Source organism: Virgibacillus sp. LDC1, assembly GCF_025792345.1.
Lineage (GTDB): Bacteria > Bacillota > Bacilli > Paenibacillales > Paenibacillaceae > Paenibacillus_AQ > Paenibacillus_AQ lautus.
Window position 1 is genome coordinate 348,650 of the sequence record NZ_JAOXLZ010000005.1, and the last position, 15,432, is coordinate 364,081.

Genomic DNA, 15,432 nt, shown 5'->3' on the forward strand with positions numbered 1-15,432 from the left:
GATAACTAGATTATATGAAAAAAATGATGAAAAGTTAACGTTTGTCAATCGTTTCCCTTCTATTAATTTGATAGCATCTTTGGTACCGCGGTCCCGACCGGGAATGTGGTTGATCAGGCGCTGAAGAATAGGGAGGAGATTATGATCAAGCGTTCAGGGAAAATCCTGCTATGTATAGCTTTGCTGTTGATGCAGATGGATGGGGTATTCGGATACCGGCAAGCCTTCGCGGCCAACGCGGTTGCGCCGAAGCTTGTTGCCGGTTACTATCACACCGTTTCGCTCGTAAGCAGCGGTGAAGTTTACTCATGGGGGTACGGGGACAGGGGGCAGCTGGGTGATGGCACCTGGAATACCCGGACGACTCCGGTCATGGCGAAGAATTTGAACCATGTCATTGACATTCACTCCGGCGTCCGCAGCTCCATGGCGCTAAGGCAGGACGGAACGGTATGGACTTGGGGGGCAAACGAGAACGGACAGTTAGGAATTGGAACGATAACGAATGTGAACGCTCCCGTGCAAGTTTCGGGTTTAAGCGGGATCAAGGCCATCTCGGGCGGACTGGGCTATCACGGCATGGCGCTTTCCGAGAACGGCACCGTATGGACTTGGGGGAAAAATGACAACGGCGAGCTGGGCAATGGAACGACGACACAACAAAACGCTCCGGTTACGGTGACCGGTCTAAGCGATGTGAAGGCGATTGCGGCTGGGGGATACTACAGTCTTGCGCTGAAATCGGACGGTACCGTATGGGCCTGGGGCGTGAACGGAAGCGGGGAGCTTGGCGACGGGACGACGACGGACCGATACGTTCCGGTGCAGGTTGACGGGCTGACGGACGTCATTGCGATCGCTGCCGGGGGTTCCCACAGTTTGGCCGTTAAACAAGACGGTACCGTATGGGCCTGGGGAAGCAACACGTACGGCACGCTTGGGGACGGTACGAGAACGCACCGGACGAGACCGGTGCAGGTTCGAAACCTGCAGCATATCGTAGCCGTTGCGGGAGGAGGTTATCACAGCCTTGCAGTGGACCGGGCAGGAAATGTATGGAGCTGGGGGGATAACAGTCGAAAGCAGCTTGGCCTGAGTTCGAATGTCTCCAGCCTCATTCCGGTCCCTATACCAGGGATCGAGCATGTACGCGAGATTTCCGCCGGCGGCTTTCATAGTGTGGCCATGAAGAAGGATGGAACCGTCTGGGGATGGGGCTTGAATTCCGGAGGCCAGATCGGAGACGGCACATACAACAATACCAGGGATATTCCTACCCTGACGAAGGCCGTGCTGGATACCACGGCGCCGGATATCGGCAGCGGGATGCTGAATCCGTACAGCATCACGGCCGACTCGGTTGGATTGGAATGGCCCAGAGCCTCGGACAATATGACGGAGCAGCACGAGTTGCAATATCTGTTATATCTATCCGGCAGCCCGAACGTCGGGGATGTCAGTCAAATGGAGAGGAACGGAATGCCGGTCGGAAGCTACGCGGCGGATCAAACCGGACTTGTGGTCAACGGACTTACGGAAGGCACGGATTATTATTTTAACGTCATTGCCAAAGATGTCGTGGGCAGGAAAAGCGCATACCGCATGCTGAAGGTGACAACCAAATGGCCGCAAATCTACTCGTTAACCTATGACGGCAATGGACATACCGCAGGGAATGTTCCGGTAAGCAGCGGTTTGTTTGCCAGAGGCGACGAAACGGTTGTGGCGGGCAATACAGGCCAACTGGGCAAGGATGGATCTACCTTCGTCGGCTGGAATACGGAGGCCGACGGAAGCGGGATCGATTATCCGGCCGGCGGCAAGCTTACCTTCGGTACGCAGGATGTCACGCTGTATGCCAAATGGAACAAGAACCCGGCTCCGATCGAACTTACGGCGGTATCGTATATGCCGGCTCATCAATCTGTCGGCGTGGAAAGAGATGCGACCTTGCAGGTTGTCTTTAATGAAGACGTGACGGTTGTGTCCGGTAAATCGATTACGATTAGGCAAGCTTCGGATCAGCGCGTTGTGGAGAGCATCGATGCAGCCGATGCAGGTAAAGTAGCGGTACTCGGGAATACGGTGACCCTAGACCCGTCGACTGCCTTCGACTATGGAACGACCTATTATGTCGAGATCGAGTCCGGGGCTTTTACCGGTAACCATTCGGGCACCTATTTCACCGGAATTCAAGGAGCTGATACCTGGAGCTTTACGGTCAGGGAACCTGCTGCCCCGGCGTATGACGCCACCTTGCAAGCATTGGGGCTGAATTCACCTGGAGGGGAAGTCGGTCTGAGCCCTGAATTCAATAGATATCACTACGATTACAAGGCACAGGTAGCCAACGAAAATGATCGCCTCACGGTGACTGCCCAGGTGTATGACGCCCGTGTGCAGGTAACGGTCAGCGTGTACGGGGAAGCCGGGGATTTGGAAGTGGGGCCGATCGATATCCTCTCCGGCCAGGAGAGCCCGGAATTGCCGGTTTCCGTCGGCAACCATGTCATCGAGATCGTTGTGACAGCCCCGGATGGCCAGCACCTGAAATACAGATTGATGGTGACAAGAGCGTCATCAACCGGAGGTGGAACGCCTGAAGAACCAGGGGGAGGTTCGTCTCCTGGAGGTACTGGATCCGGCTCGGGATACGCTAATTCAGGTTCATCAGGCAGTGCGACGCCATCAGAGAATAGGGTGAATGTCAGAGTTACGCTAAACGATGAATCTCAGGAAGGGATGGTTACAGGCTTGTTCCATGAGACCGATGGACATACCGTCGTTTCGATGAAGCTGGATACGGCAAAACTGGAAGCCCGTTTAAAGACCGTGGACTACAATCCGGTCATCGTTATTGCGCTTGCACAGCCTGCAGATCATGTCTCCCTGGAAATAAACGGTGCTGCAATTGACCTTCTTGACGCTAAGCAGGGCACCATTGAAATCCGATCCGTTCTCGGTACCTACCATGTTCCTGCTGCCGTGATGGCGTCATCGCGCTGGCAGAAGTCGGGAAGTCTGGATCAGCCGATAGCGGCGGATCAAATGTCGGTGATACTGACGATGGCTGCCAGCGATGCAGTTAAGGTAAGGGCCGCTCAGCAGGCCGCGCTGCAATCGGGCATAACCCTTGTCGGTTTGCCAGTCGATTTTGAGATTACAGCTAAGGTTCATGACATATCCCTGCAATTAAATCCGTTTCCACAATATGTGGAGCACCGAATTTCTTGGCCACAGGGACTGTCTGCCCCAATGAATACAGCTGTTGGGTTGGATAAGAACGGAGTTTTCTATCATATACCGACGCGAATAGAGATGAAGAAGGATGGAAGCAGCGAGGCCGTTCTGCACCGTCTAGCTGCTGGAACCGTTGCTTTCATATCTCATCAAGCGAGCGCTGCCGATGTTTCGTTTCATTGGTCCAAGGATGCCGTGAACGATCTTGCTTCGCGAATGATCCTTAACGGAAACGGACTTGTCGACGCTGCGGCAGGCACAAGTACGAATCAGTCTGCGGCGCTTCATTTCGCGCCGAATGCTCAAGTGAACCGTGCGGAGTTTGCTGCCATGATCGTGAGGGCACTCGGTTTGCCTGAGGCGAAGGGCGAAATCCCTGCTTTTCAGGATGTCAGCGCAGGCGACTGGTATAGCGGCGTCATTGCACAAGCCGTGCAGTATGAGCTTCTTCAGGGATATGAGGACGGCTGTTTCCGTCCAGATCAAGGCATTACGCGTCAAGAGGCCATGACGGTCATGGCGAGAATGATGAAGCTGGCAGGAATAACGAGTGCCGTGAATGAGATGGAAGCAGCAACCGTCCTTTCCTCTTTCCGAGACCGTGAGGACTTGTCCGATTGGGCCAAACCGGCTGCGGCAGTCCTTGTGAAACAAGGAATTGCCCAAGGAACCGACGCGGGGCTTAAGCCGCTGCAAAAGCTGTCCCGAGGCGAGGCCGCCGTCATGCTGCAGCGGTTATTGAAGGCCGCAGAGCTGATCGATTGATACTAAACACAGATTGGCTGGGTTGATGGAGGCAGGTCGAGGAACCTTTCCATATGTTGCTTCATCTAAATAGAGATGATACATGAAGGATGCCATTAGGCATCCTTTTTTGTAGGAGTGAAAGGATATAGGTTTGGAGAATTCCAAAAAATTGAAATAATGCGTTTTCATTCGGATTCATGTCGAAAGCGTTTGCTCAAATGTTGGCAAATTCCGAACATTATCGACATTCGGATAGGGTAATGTTCTGTGATATCTGCAGTTTTCCACCAAATTTTTGCTAAAAAACACATTAAACTACATAAAACGCTAAAATTTTTGTTTTGACATCTGCTTGTCTATACCATAGGATAATAGTATAAAAAAGTGCTCATCTAGGAGGATAAGGTCAGGAAATGAAAAAGACATGGTCAATTCTATTAACACTCGTATTATCCGTTGGATTGCTTGCAGGTTGCGGCAATGATGATAAGTCTACTGACAGTGGTGCAGCTAATGGCGGTTCGAATGGATCTCAAGATAAGAAACGCATTGCACTTGTTCTCCCTGAGAAGATCGGCGTGAATCCTTTCTTTGCATTGATGGACGAAGGATTGCAGAAGGCTGCTGCTGATTTCAATGTTGAAGTAAAAACAATTGAATCGACAGACCCGGCTTCGATTGAGCAAAACCTGCGTACGGCGGTTGCCGAAAAATATGATTTGATCATCACATCCACCTTCCAGATGGAAGATGCATTGAAGAAGGTTGCACCGGAGAATCCGGACGTGCCTTTTGCCATTATCGATACGGTCGTGGATTTGCCGAATGTCCGCAGCGTCGTATTCCGTGAACATGAAGCAGCTTACCTGCTTGGTGCAGCAGCTGGATTGGCTACGAAGACCAACAAGGTTGGCAACGTGGTTGCAGACGACATTCCGATTATGCATAAATATATGACCGGCTTTGCAGAAGGTGCAAAATCGGTAAACCCTAACGTTGAAATTTTCGTTAACTACGTCGGCGGTTTCACAGATCCGGCTAAAGCGAAGGAACTCGCACTCCTGCAGAACTCCAAAGGTGCCGATTTCGTTGCAGGCCTTTCCGCTGTTGGTGATTTGGGCGTATTCGAAGCCGCGAAAGAGAAAGGCTTCTATGCTTCAGGACAAGATACGGATAACACGGGCACGGATCCCGAGCACGTTGTGCTTGCACAATTGAAAGGGACAGACGCTGTTGTCTACGAAACGGTTAAAGACTTTGCAGAAGACAAATACTCATTCGATATTCGTGATTACGGTCTGAAAGAAGGCGGCGTGGGTCTTACCTACGTAACCCATGAGAGCAAAACACCGCTTAACCCATTTATTGGACAAGACATCGTAGATCAGCTTAAGGTGATTTCCGACGATATTATCGCCGGAAAGATTAAAGTAACGAACGCATTGGAACAAAATTAGTTCTCACCTGGACCGGCTGCACATGAGCAGTCGGTCTTTCATTCAGAAGCGAAAGGAAGGCAATGACTCGATGCTACTCCAGATGGACAATATTACGAAAAAGTATGGCGAGTTTAGCGCAAACCGCGGCATTGATTTTTCGCTGCGCGCGGGTGAGGTTCATGCGATTGTCGGGGAGAATGGTGCAGGCAAAACAACGCTGATGCGGATATTGTACGGGATGGAGCAGCCAACCTCGGGTACGATTCGGCTGAATGGCAAGGAAGTTTCGTTTGCAAGCCCGCTTGACGCGATTCAAGGCGGCATCGGCATGGTGCACCAGCACTTCATGCTGTTTCCTACGTTTACGATCGCTGAGAATATCGTAATCGGCAATGAGCCGGGATCAGGTGCCGGGTTTGACCGCAAGCAAGCCGTGAAGATCGTGGAAGGACTCTGCGAAAAATACGGCATGAAAGTGGACCCGCGCGCCACCGTTAGCAGCAGCGCCCCCGGCGTGCAGCAGCGGGTTGAAATACTGAAGGTGCTGTATCAGGGCGCCGAGATCATTATATTGGATGAGCCAACAGGCGTGCTGACGCCGCTTGAGGTTCAGGAGCTTCTGGATGCCATTAAACAGCTCTCCAAACAGGGAAAGAGCTTTATTCTGATCAGTCATAAGCTGAACGAGGTCCTTGATGTGGCCGATCGCATCACGGTGCTCCGTGACGGCGCCGTCACAGGCGTAGTCGAGAAGGGAAACACCGATGCCCATGAGCTTTCCCGTCTCATGGTCGGCCGTGAGCTCATGGAGCTGAATCGCAAGCCGATCACGCCGGGTGAGAAGGTGCTGGAAGTATCGGACGTTTCGATCCGCGGAACGAAAGGAAAGCCGGTTCTGGACGGCGTAAACCTGGAAGTGCGGGCAGGCGAGGTTGTCGGGATTGCCGGTATTTCAGGCAACGGGCAATCCGAACTGCTGCAGGTGATCTCCGGTCTGGCTCAGCCGGACAGCGGCCGGATTGCCGTTTCGGGCAAGGACGTAACCGGCATGTCGACAAGGGAAATACGGGAGCACGGATTAGCCCATATTCCGGAGGATCGCTATGTATGGGGGGCGAATCGCATTGCAACCGTTATGGATACCGGGCTTATGGGTCACCATCGCCGCTTGCAGAAGGGCGGCTTCCTCAATCTGAAGGACATTCGTAAGCTGGTTTCCGGATGGATTCAGAAGTTCTCGATCAAGACGGGCTCCCTGGAGACCAGCACGCAGTATTTATCCGGCGGCAATCTGCAGAAGCTGATCGTCGCACGGGAACTGGAGCAGGGAACCCCGTTCCTGATCGCAGCCGAACCGACGCGCGGCGTCGACATCGGGGCCATGGAGACGATTCATGGCGAGCTGCTCAAGCGGCGCGAAGAGGGCACGGGAATTTTGCTCGTATCGTCGGAATTAACGGAAATCTTGAAGCTGTCCGACCGTATCCTGGTTATGTTTGAAGGCCGGATCGCGGGCGAGCTGTCGGCGAAGGAAGCGACAGAGGAGAAATTGGGACTGCTGATGGCGGGAGGAACCTTGTAATGAATAAATGGACAAAATTTACGCTTCCGCTGCTCCAGCCGATCGCCGCCATCATTGTGGGGCTGCTCGCCGGTGCCATTGCCATCATGATTGCCGGCGGCGATATCCTGCAGACTTACGCGGAGATGTGGAAGGGTGCCTTCGGCGGCATGTATTTCTTCACGAATACGCTGTCCCGGGCGACCCCGATCATTCTGATCGGTCTGGGCGCGGCGTTTGCCTTCCGTGCAGGTTTCTTTAACCTTGGCGCGGAAGGTCAGATGGTGTTTGGCGCACTCGCTGCCGCATTGGTCGGATTGTACATGCCGGGTCCCGGCTGGCTGGTGTGCATCGTTGCGATTCTCGCCGGTGTTATCGCAGGTGGATTATGGTCGGTGATGGCCGGTTATTTTGATGCCCGGTTCCGGGTGAACCTGCTGATCTCCACGCTGCTGCTGAACTATGTGGCGGTATTGTTTGCGGGCTATCTGGTTGCCTATCCGCTGAAAGACCGTTCGGGCTCGGCTGCGATGGCTCAATCCGAAATGCTGGATAACAGCGTGTGGCTGCCGAAGCTGATCTCCGGCATGCCGCTGCATGTAGGCTTTGTGCTCGCGGTGTTGGCCGCGTTGATTATATTCGTGCTGTTGAAGCGCTCCGTGATCGGTTACGAAGTACGGATGCTTGGCGGCAATCCGCTGTTTGCCCTGTTTGGCGGCGTTAAGCGCGGTCCGATGATGCTTGGCGCGATGTTCTTCAGCGGGGGCTTGGCCGGACTTGGCGGGGCCGTTGAAATTCTGGGCTCCCAGTATCGTTATATCGATGGTGCATTATCTACGGCCGACTATGCCTGGACGGGCATTATGGCTGCATTGTTGGCAGGATCGCATCCGATCGGCACGCTGATTGCATCGATCTTTTTGGCCGCGCTGCAGACAGGCGGTATGGGCGTGGAACGGAATACGGAAGTGCCGCTTGAGGTAGGAGCGATCATCCAATCCGTGCTGATTCTCTTTATCTCCGCCCGATTCACATACAGCTTCCTGAAGCGCAGAAAGGGGAACAAATCCGATGGAACAGCTGTTTGATCTTGCTCTAATCAACTCGGCCCTCCGCGTGCTCACTCCGATCTTGCTTGCGGCCCTCGGCGGTGCCCTGTGTTCGCGCGTCGGATTGTTCAACGTCGGTTTGGAAGGCTTTATGTTGCTCGGGGCTTTCTCTGCCGTGGTGGGGAACCACTTTTTCGGCAACGTCTTTTATGCGATTTTGTTCGCGATTGCGATTGTTTCGATTTTCTCTTTTATCTTTGCGTATCTCAGCATTAATCTGCAGGCGAACGTCATTGTGGTCGGTATCGCGATGAATGCGTTGGCGGCCGGATTGACCACGTTTAGCTTACGGGCTATTTTTGATGTAAAAGGTGCATTTTATGACAATACGATGGTCGGGCTGCCAAAATGGAACATTCCGATTATCGAGGATATTCCGGTGATCGGTCCGATACTGGCCGGCCTGACGCCGCTTGTCTATCTGTCGTTTTTGATTGCGGGCCTCATGTGGTATTATTTCTATCGCACGAAGAATGGCTTCCGGTTCCTGGCTGCCGGCGAGAATCCTCTCGCTGCCAAAAGCGTGGGCATCCGTGTGAGACGGTACCAGTATGGAGCCGTGCTGGCGAGCGGCGTGTTATGTGCGCTTGCTGGCGCGCAGCTGTCGCTTGGACAGGTGACGATGTTTACGGAAGGCATGACGGCCGGACGCGGCTTTATCGCGCTCGTAGCGACGATGCTGGGTCAATCGGGTCCGCTTGGGGTAACGGCGGCAAGCCTGTTGTTCGGCTTTATGGATGCGCTCAGCATCCGGTTCCAGGGGCTGGCGCTGCCTACGCATTTCACGCAGATGCTGCCTTATGTCGTCACGATTCTGGCGATGTTCTTCTTTAAGGATAAAAGCTTCCAGCAGGACGCGCTGAAGCAGGGCACAAGCTCCAGATAGGCGCGTATGCCGCGCCGCGACAACCTGTGATGTGATTGAAGTCATCCAGACGATAAGCGGATGCGAAAGCCGACAAAGCGTAAAGGAGATGAACTTGGTGCACAAAAAAGCAGAACGATTGAAAAAAATGAAGCCGGTGGCGGTGGGCAACCTGACCGAGGAGCAGCGTGCCAAGCTGCCGCCGGGGCAGACGCTGACCGAGAAATTCCCGATTTTGCACGAAGGGGAGGTTCCTCATTACGACATGTCGGAATGGACCCTCAAGGTATTCGGCGAAGTCGAAGAAGAACGGACGTTTACCTATGAAGATCTTATGGCGATGCCAACGGTAACCGTGAACACTGACATTCACTGCGTCACCCGCTGGTCCAAGTTCGATACGGTATGGGAGGGAATCCTGTTCCGGGATTTCATAGCGGAGCTGGGGATCAAGCCGGATGCCAAGTATGTCATGTTTCATGCCGATCCCGATTATGACACGAATGTACCGATCGAGGATTTGCTCCAGGATAACGTGCTGCTGGCCTATCGTTTCAACGGCGAGCCGCTGACGGACAAGCATGGCTGGCCGCTGCGCACGGTTGTGCCGCACCGCTATTTCTGGAAGAGCGCCAAGTGGCTGCGCGGCATCGAGTTTATGAAGGAAGACCGCCCGGGCTTCTGGGAACGCAACGGCTTCCACAATGAAGCGGACCCGTTCAAGGAAGAGCGGTTTAGCGGCGAAGCCTTAGATATACCCGAAGACGAATGGACACGTAAGGAGTTTGACTAATATGTTGATGCCTATTTTGCAAGTGAACTCAGAGGATATACCTGAATTTGTGATCGTCTGCGGCGATCCGAAACGCGCGGAGACGATTTCCCGTAAGCTCGCAGATGCACGCGAACTCGCATTCAGCCGCGAGTACCGCACCTTCGTGGGGACGTATGAAGGCGTTGAGCTGGCGGTAACCAGCCACGGCGTTGGATGCCCGGGAGCTGCGGTTTGCTTCGAGGAGCTGATCCGCGCGGGCGCTAAGACATTGATTCGCGTCGGGACGGCCGGGTCTTATCGTGCGGACACCCCTGCGGGGAGCCTTGTCGTCAGCACCGCGGCGATCCGTACGGACGGCCTGACGAAGCAGCTGGTGCCGGACGGCTTTCCTGCGGTTGCGGACAGCCAGGTGGCGGAGGCGCTGTACGAATCCGCCCTCGCGAGCGGTGATGGCGTGGTGCGCAAGGGGATTACCGTAACCCTGGACGTGTTCTTTAACGGTGTTGAGGAAGTGCCGCACCAGAAATATAAAGCAGCGGGCGCGCTCGGCGTCGAGATGGAAATTGCGGCGCTGTACGTCGTTGCGGCGATCCGCGGCGTTCGCGCCGGCGCGATTGTGGCGATGGACGGCTTTGCCGACGCCGATCTCGCGGCCGAGTACGACCCGAACACGAATGTGGTCGCCGACGCGGTGGAACGCGAGATTAACACGGCCCTACAGGCTGTGGTGAAACTGGCGAAGCAGGGTTAGTAAGGGCAAGAAAGCCGGATTTCCTGAGAGCAAGCTGCAGGAAATCCGGCTTTTTTGTTTTAGTATGATGAATCTGGGGAAGTACTAGAGACTTGCAGCAGCAACTCCAGCAGTGCCTATCGTTATTGCTTTGGCGGCTGGACCGTGAAGAAGGGAACCTTTTCGATTCCGACAGCCCGCACGTAAGTGAATAATTGCCCTTTATGGTGGATTTCGTGATCGACCATGTTGCCCAGCCACACTTTTCCCGGGACAACGAACCCGTTAAATTCCAGCGGCTGCTCGAGCTGGCTGTCGGACAATTCAGCAAAAACCGCCGTAGACGATTCGGTTGAAGCTTGCACGATATTTCTAATGTCATCGATGGTTTCGAACTGGGTGGAAATCGAAGGCGGAGAGAATGAGCCTTTTGCAATGGAGCGCAGGAACATATCCGAGGACGCCGCAATATGAACAGCTAATACGCCTAAGGTATAGGCGTTATCCCACGGTTTATAATTCAGATGCTCGTTCTGTACGTCCTGCAGCAGTTGAAGCAAGACCGTACGGTGTCTATGCCATCGTTCGAATTGCTGTTGACCTTCATGACTCATGATTCATCCTCCTTGATCGATTGCAGAATAAGTCTTTAACATGCAACCGCCTTATTCGCGGTTCATAAAACAGTTCGATAGGAATTAGTGAATTCCTTCCCTATGCGCAAGCTTATAGCCAGATGTTGAATTCGATAAATTTGGAAAAAAAGTAGTTGCAAAAAGAAAGCGGAGCGTATATACTGAGTTTAATTAGTAATTGGTCAATCAATAAATAAATGAAATGAGTGAAGGGAGGGTGGTAGAATGGCTAGAGCGTCGACCTCTGCGAATCGGCGGAATGATATCGTGGCGGCAGCAATCGAAGTGTTTGCAGAGATCGGATATTATCGCGCGACCACGGCTCAGGTAGCCGAACGGGCAGCGATATCCCAGCCTTACGTTTATCGGTTCTTTACCAAGGAGTCGCTGCTCGTGGAGTCGCTGGCAGTTTCCTGGGAGCGCATCGTGAAGGCATTTCAAACGGTGATTGAATCCGCTTCTCCAGAGAATCTGGAGCTGGGTTTGATTCAGGCATACGAAGGAATCGTGCAATCGCATCGCAGCGAGATCCTGCTCCAGATGCAGGCTCAGACGATTCAGGAAGCGCCCATTCGCGAAGCGATGCAGCAGGGAATGAATGAGGTAAAGAATCTTGTGGAGAATGCCTTTGTGCGAGCGGGGTTTGAGGATGCCGATAAGAAAACCTCCGATTTTCTGGCCCGGGGCATGCTGTGCAATGTAGCCATGGCGATGGATATGCCGAATATGATGCCCATCAGATAGAGAATGCCCAGCGCGCTTTGAAGTGCCACACCGCGTACCGCCAAGGTAGTGCGCGGTGGAAGAAGGGCATTTTTTAAAAGTAATTGTAATTGATCAATCAATAATAACAAATAACATAAAATTAAGGAGAGATTGATGATGAAAAAAGCGATTGTGTTGGGTGCAACAGGTGGCGTAGGAGCCCCATTGACCGTGGAGCTGGTAAAGCGTGGGGTCCAAACAGTGGCCTTCGGCCGCTCTAAGCAGAAGCTCAACGAGCTGGCTGAGCAGCTGGGCCATTCCCCTCTGCTTACGCTAGAAATAGGCGATGCTTTTAAACCGGAGGATATCCGAAGAGCCGGGGCAGGAGCTGACGTTATATTTCACAGTGCAAACATTCCTTATCATGAGATGGAGTCCAGGCTGCTGCCGCTGGGGGAATCGGTCATGACAGCAGCAGAGAGGCTGGGTGCAAAGGTTGTCGTTGTCGATGGAATCTATCCTTATGGCAGACGCGTAATGGAAAAGGCAACGGAGGATCATCCCAAAAAACCGCATACCCGTAAGGGCAAAGTAAGATTGGCCTACGAGCAACTGATATTCTCGTCGCGCTGGCATAAGGCGAAGCCTCTTATCGTACGGCTTCCTGACTATTACGGTCCTTCCGCGCAGGCATCTTATCTATCCGTCACGATGGAAGCCATTGCGGCAGGCAAGCCAACTGCTTTCATCGGCAATATGAGCGTTCCCCGCGAGTACGTCTATTTGCCGGACGCCGCCCGGATGATTGTGGAGATTGCAACAAGAGAGGAGTCCTATGGGCAGAACTGGCATATCCCCGGACCGGGCGTGATTTCAGGCCATGAGCTGGTGCGGATTGCGCAGCAGGCTGCCGGAAAACGCAAGGCCGTGATGCCGCTGGGACGAATCGGGCTCTCCGTGATCGGGTTATTCAATCCGGTGATGAAAGAAGTGGTTGAGATGCTGTATTTGACCGAGGAGCCGCTGGTGCTGAGCGGTGAAAAATATGAACGCTTGATCGGCCCGATTCAATGGACGCCGCATGAGCAGGCGATTACGGCAACGATGAGGAGTTTAATGGGCAAACGTGCTCGGGAAGCAGAAGACGCAGAGCGTGGTGCAGCCACGATATAACGATGCGATGCAGAAGTTTTTTTACGAGAATTAGTAATTGATCAATCAATCAGTAAATAAACGAATAATATCTTACTCGTCGAGTGATTGACTCTTTAAAGGAGGTGAATCCAATGGCTAAACTTCAGCTTAAATTTATGGACGGTTTCTTGGTAGCGGTTATGCTGATATGTGTGCTTAGCTGGTGGGATTGAAAGATCAGGGAAGATGAATCATCAGGTTAAATAAAAACAATAAGGAGGATGTAAGTATGAAGGAAGAGATACGTTCGGTTTGGTTTTCCAGGCACTCGATCTTGCTCGGCATCACAGCCACTCTGCTGGTACTGTTCTCCATGTGGGATTAATTATAGGTAAACACGCTGACTGCGTAGACGGTTGGCGTGTTTTTTTTATGGGCTCGAAAAAAATTTCGAGAATATCCATCAGTTTCATTTGCCCAAACGTTATATTAACAGAAAAGACAAAACGAAAAGTGAGAGGTTGGCTAATGCAAGTATGTGATCTCTATGAAAATCTGAAGGACGATGTCCAGCGTTATGCCAGATCCATTGCCAAGCATGCTTATGAAGCGGATGATCTGGTCCAGGATGCCTTTATGAAGGCCATCAATGAGCCGAACCTGGCAGTTCTGCCCCTTCACAAGCAAAAGGCTTGGTTCTTCAGAGTCGTCAAAAATCGCATGATCGATATTAGCCGCCGGGAGAAGCGGCTCGTATCGTGGGAGGATGATCTGGATGTCGCCGAGCTCCCCGTTTCAAGCCGCAATATTGAAATGACAGAATGGCTCGCCCGTTTGCCGCAATCGCAGAGCGATATCGTGTTTAAGCGCTTTTGGCTCGGGATGTCCAGCCAGGAAATCGGTGAACAGCTGGGCATGCCGGCAGCCACGGTTCGTTACAAATTGCAAACCGCCATTAAAAAGTTGAGAAAACTATGGGAGGAAGATATGAAATGAGCAGAATCATTGAGAATGTAGGGATGTTGGATCTTACGCAGGCCACGGAGGAAACCGTAACAAGCATCGAGCGGATCGGAAACGTGGGCCTTGTGATATACCGGGCAGAGACGGCACACCTCCTCACGCTGTTGAAAAACGCAGGCAATATCGGCAAGACGCTTGAAATCCCCGAGGGACACCGCTATTACAGCGGCACGCTGCGGCTGGGCGAGGAATATTTTCAGCTCTTGGAGCAGCCGGACCGCGTATTCGTTAACGGCACGGTCATTATCGATAAAGAAGTATCCCTTGAAGCCTTCCAAAACAGCGCACTGCATCTGGTGGTCAACGGCGAGGTCTATGCTCCCCGGCATCTGGCCGCTGCCGTTACCTCAGCACTCCTCAAAGTGGGAGGAGCCAGCGCGGAGATTCACGCTTACGAATACGAACCCAGGTTCGAGTCCGGGAAGGTACAGTTGAACAACGCGTACCTGGCCTCCAGCAACGAGCCCATGAACCTGGTCTTGAACGGCATGGTTCATCTGGATAAGGAGCTGGATATGGAGCAGTTCACGGCACGGATTGACAGCCTCCAAGTTAACGGCAAGGTGATTATCCATGAACATCAATCTCCTTATTTCTACGATAAACTGAAAACGATAAATGGCCTGGTCGAGGTGATCCCGGCAGGATTCGAATATGTAACCAAACCGTTAAGGTTAAACGGAAGAACCGTTCGGCGATTTAAAGGACATAAGCTCTACACAAATAAGCCGCTCATTATCGAGGCGGACGTGACCCGAGACGCCTTCAGCCAGGCCGTGTCGGAGATACAGTCGACTTCCTTTATCATTTGCAGCGAGGAGATCGAGGATCTGGTCTGGGAGCGCTGCCCCAACCTAAATACGGAGATCGTAAGTTATGAGCGGCTGTTTGTGTTCATCAACGGCGAGGAGACCTGGTCGAGGGATCAGCTGCTGGCTTTGGAACAGCCGGCAAGCTTCATTGTTGACGGGACGCTGACCTTGGACGATGACGTGACTGAGGAAGATATTAAGGCTTCCGTGTCCTCCCTGGATCTTTTCGGCGAAGTTGTTGTAGGGGAAAAAAGAATTAAAGGCATTTTATACCCTTACCTTCGGGCAAACAATGGAAGTATTATAGTGAAGGGGACGGAAGAAGAGCTTGCAGGTATTGGTAATGTCGGAATGTTGTCGCTATAAAAGAAATGAGGAATGAAACCATGAATATCAATAATGAAGATATTGCCAAACAGCATGTTCGCGATCTCCGTCAGGAATTGGAACGATGCCGGATGGCAACGAAATTGCGATCGAAACGCAATGCAGCGGTCAACACCGCAACGACTGCACGTACAGTCGAAGGAAAGTGGAAGTCGCTGCTTAATACCATCATCATGATGGGAAGAAGAATGCTCTAATCGGTTGAGCCGGTTAAGGCACCAAACGAAATTATACGAATCGTCGATGCGATAAGCGTCGGCGATTTTTAGT

General features: G+C 52.6%; 13 protein-coding genes. 12 read left to right on the plus strand and 1 reads right to left on the minus strand.

Annotated elements, in window-relative coordinates:
* The first annotated feature begins 141 nt into the window (after positions 1–141).
* From OHJ21_RS26200 to OHJ21_RS26230, 7 genes are all read left to right on the plus strand, one after another.
* On the plus strand, positions 142–4,005 hold the full coding sequence (locus OHJ21_RS26200) for an RCC1 domain-containing protein (protein ID WP_486021575.1): 3,864 nt from the start codon (positions 142–144) through the stop codon (positions 4,003–4,005).
* A gap of 395 nt (positions 4,006–4,400) precedes the next feature.
* Positions 4,401–5,444, plus strand: a complete 1,044-nt coding sequence (locus tag OHJ21_RS26205; RefSeq protein ID WP_100540535.1) for a BMP family lipoprotein — start codon at positions 4,401–4,403, stop codon at positions 5,442–5,444.
* 70 nt (positions 5,445–5,514) lie between these two features.
* The gene (locus OHJ21_RS26210; protein WP_486021694.1) at positions 5,515–7,008 is read left to right on the plus strand and encodes an ABC transporter ATP-binding protein; all 1,494 of its coding nucleotides are present in this window, start codon (positions 5,515–5,517) and stop codon (positions 7,006–7,008) included.
* Positions 7,008–8,075 (plus strand): ABC transporter permease, encoded by a 1,068-nt coding sequence (locus tag OHJ21_RS26215; protein WP_486021576.1) that lies wholly within the window; start codon positions 7,008–7,010, stop codon positions 8,073–8,075. Before OHJ21_RS26210 ends, OHJ21_RS26215 begins: the two co-directional genes overlap by 1 nt.
* Complete coding sequence (locus OHJ21_RS26220; RefSeq protein ID WP_100540538.1) at positions 8,059–8,982, plus strand: ABC transporter permease; 924 nt, start codon at positions 8,059–8,061, stop codon at positions 8,980–8,982. The genes OHJ21_RS26215 and OHJ21_RS26220 overlap by 17 nt, the downstream gene beginning before the upstream one ends.
* A 97-nt stretch (positions 8,983–9,079) precedes the next feature.
* On the plus strand, positions 9,080–9,754 hold the full coding sequence (locus tag OHJ21_RS26225) for a sulfite oxidase-like oxidoreductase (RefSeq protein ID WP_486021577.1): 675 nt from the start codon (positions 9,080–9,082) through the stop codon (positions 9,752–9,754).
* A gap of 1 nt (position 9,755) precedes the next feature.
* Entirely contained in the window at positions 9,756–10,487 is a 732-nt protein-coding gene (locus tag OHJ21_RS26230) for a nucleoside phosphorylase (RefSeq protein ID WP_394058702.1), read from the plus strand.
* A gap of 122 nt (positions 10,488–10,609) precedes the next feature.
* Here the strand turns inward: OHJ21_RS26230 and OHJ21_RS26235 are convergent, their stop codons facing one another.
* Positions 10,610–11,080 carry a DinB family protein gene (locus OHJ21_RS26235; RefSeq protein WP_100540541.1) on the minus strand — a complete coding sequence of 157 codons (471 nt, stop codon included), beginning with the start codon at positions 11,078–11,080 and terminating at the stop codon, positions 10,610–10,612.
* A gap of 246 nt (positions 11,081–11,326) precedes the next feature.
* Here OHJ21_RS26235 and OHJ21_RS26240 point away from each other — a divergent pair, with 246 nt between their 5' ends.
* The 5 genes from OHJ21_RS26240 to OHJ21_RS26260 all read left to right on the plus strand — a co-directional run bounded on the left by OHJ21_RS26240 (position 11,327) and on the right by OHJ21_RS26260 (position 15,359).
* Positions 11,327–11,845 (plus strand): TetR/AcrR family transcriptional regulator, encoded by a 519-nt coding sequence (locus OHJ21_RS26240; protein ID WP_100540542.1) that lies wholly within the window; start codon positions 11,327–11,329, stop codon positions 11,843–11,845.
* Between the two features lie 138 nt (positions 11,846–11,983).
* The gene (locus OHJ21_RS26245; protein WP_486021578.1) at positions 11,984–12,979 is read left to right on the plus strand and encodes an NAD-dependent epimerase/dehydratase family protein; all 996 of its coding nucleotides are present in this window, start codon (positions 11,984–11,986) and stop codon (positions 12,977–12,979) included.
* A 489-nt stretch (positions 12,980–13,468) separates the two neighbouring features.
* Positions 13,469–13,936 (plus strand): RNA polymerase sigma factor, encoded by a 468-nt coding sequence (locus OHJ21_RS26250; RefSeq protein WP_486021579.1) that lies wholly within the window; start codon positions 13,469–13,471, stop codon positions 13,934–13,936.
* Positions 13,933–15,141, plus strand: a complete 1,209-nt coding sequence (locus OHJ21_RS26255; protein WP_326117271.1) for a hypothetical protein — start codon at positions 13,933–13,935, stop codon at positions 15,139–15,141. Before OHJ21_RS26250 ends, OHJ21_RS26255 begins: the two co-directional genes overlap by 4 nt.
* A 20-nt stretch (positions 15,142–15,161) precedes the next feature.
* Positions 15,162–15,359, plus strand: a complete 198-nt coding sequence (locus tag OHJ21_RS26260; protein WP_100540546.1) for a hypothetical protein — start codon at positions 15,162–15,164, stop codon at positions 15,357–15,359.
* Positions 15,360–15,432 lie beyond the last annotated feature (73 nt).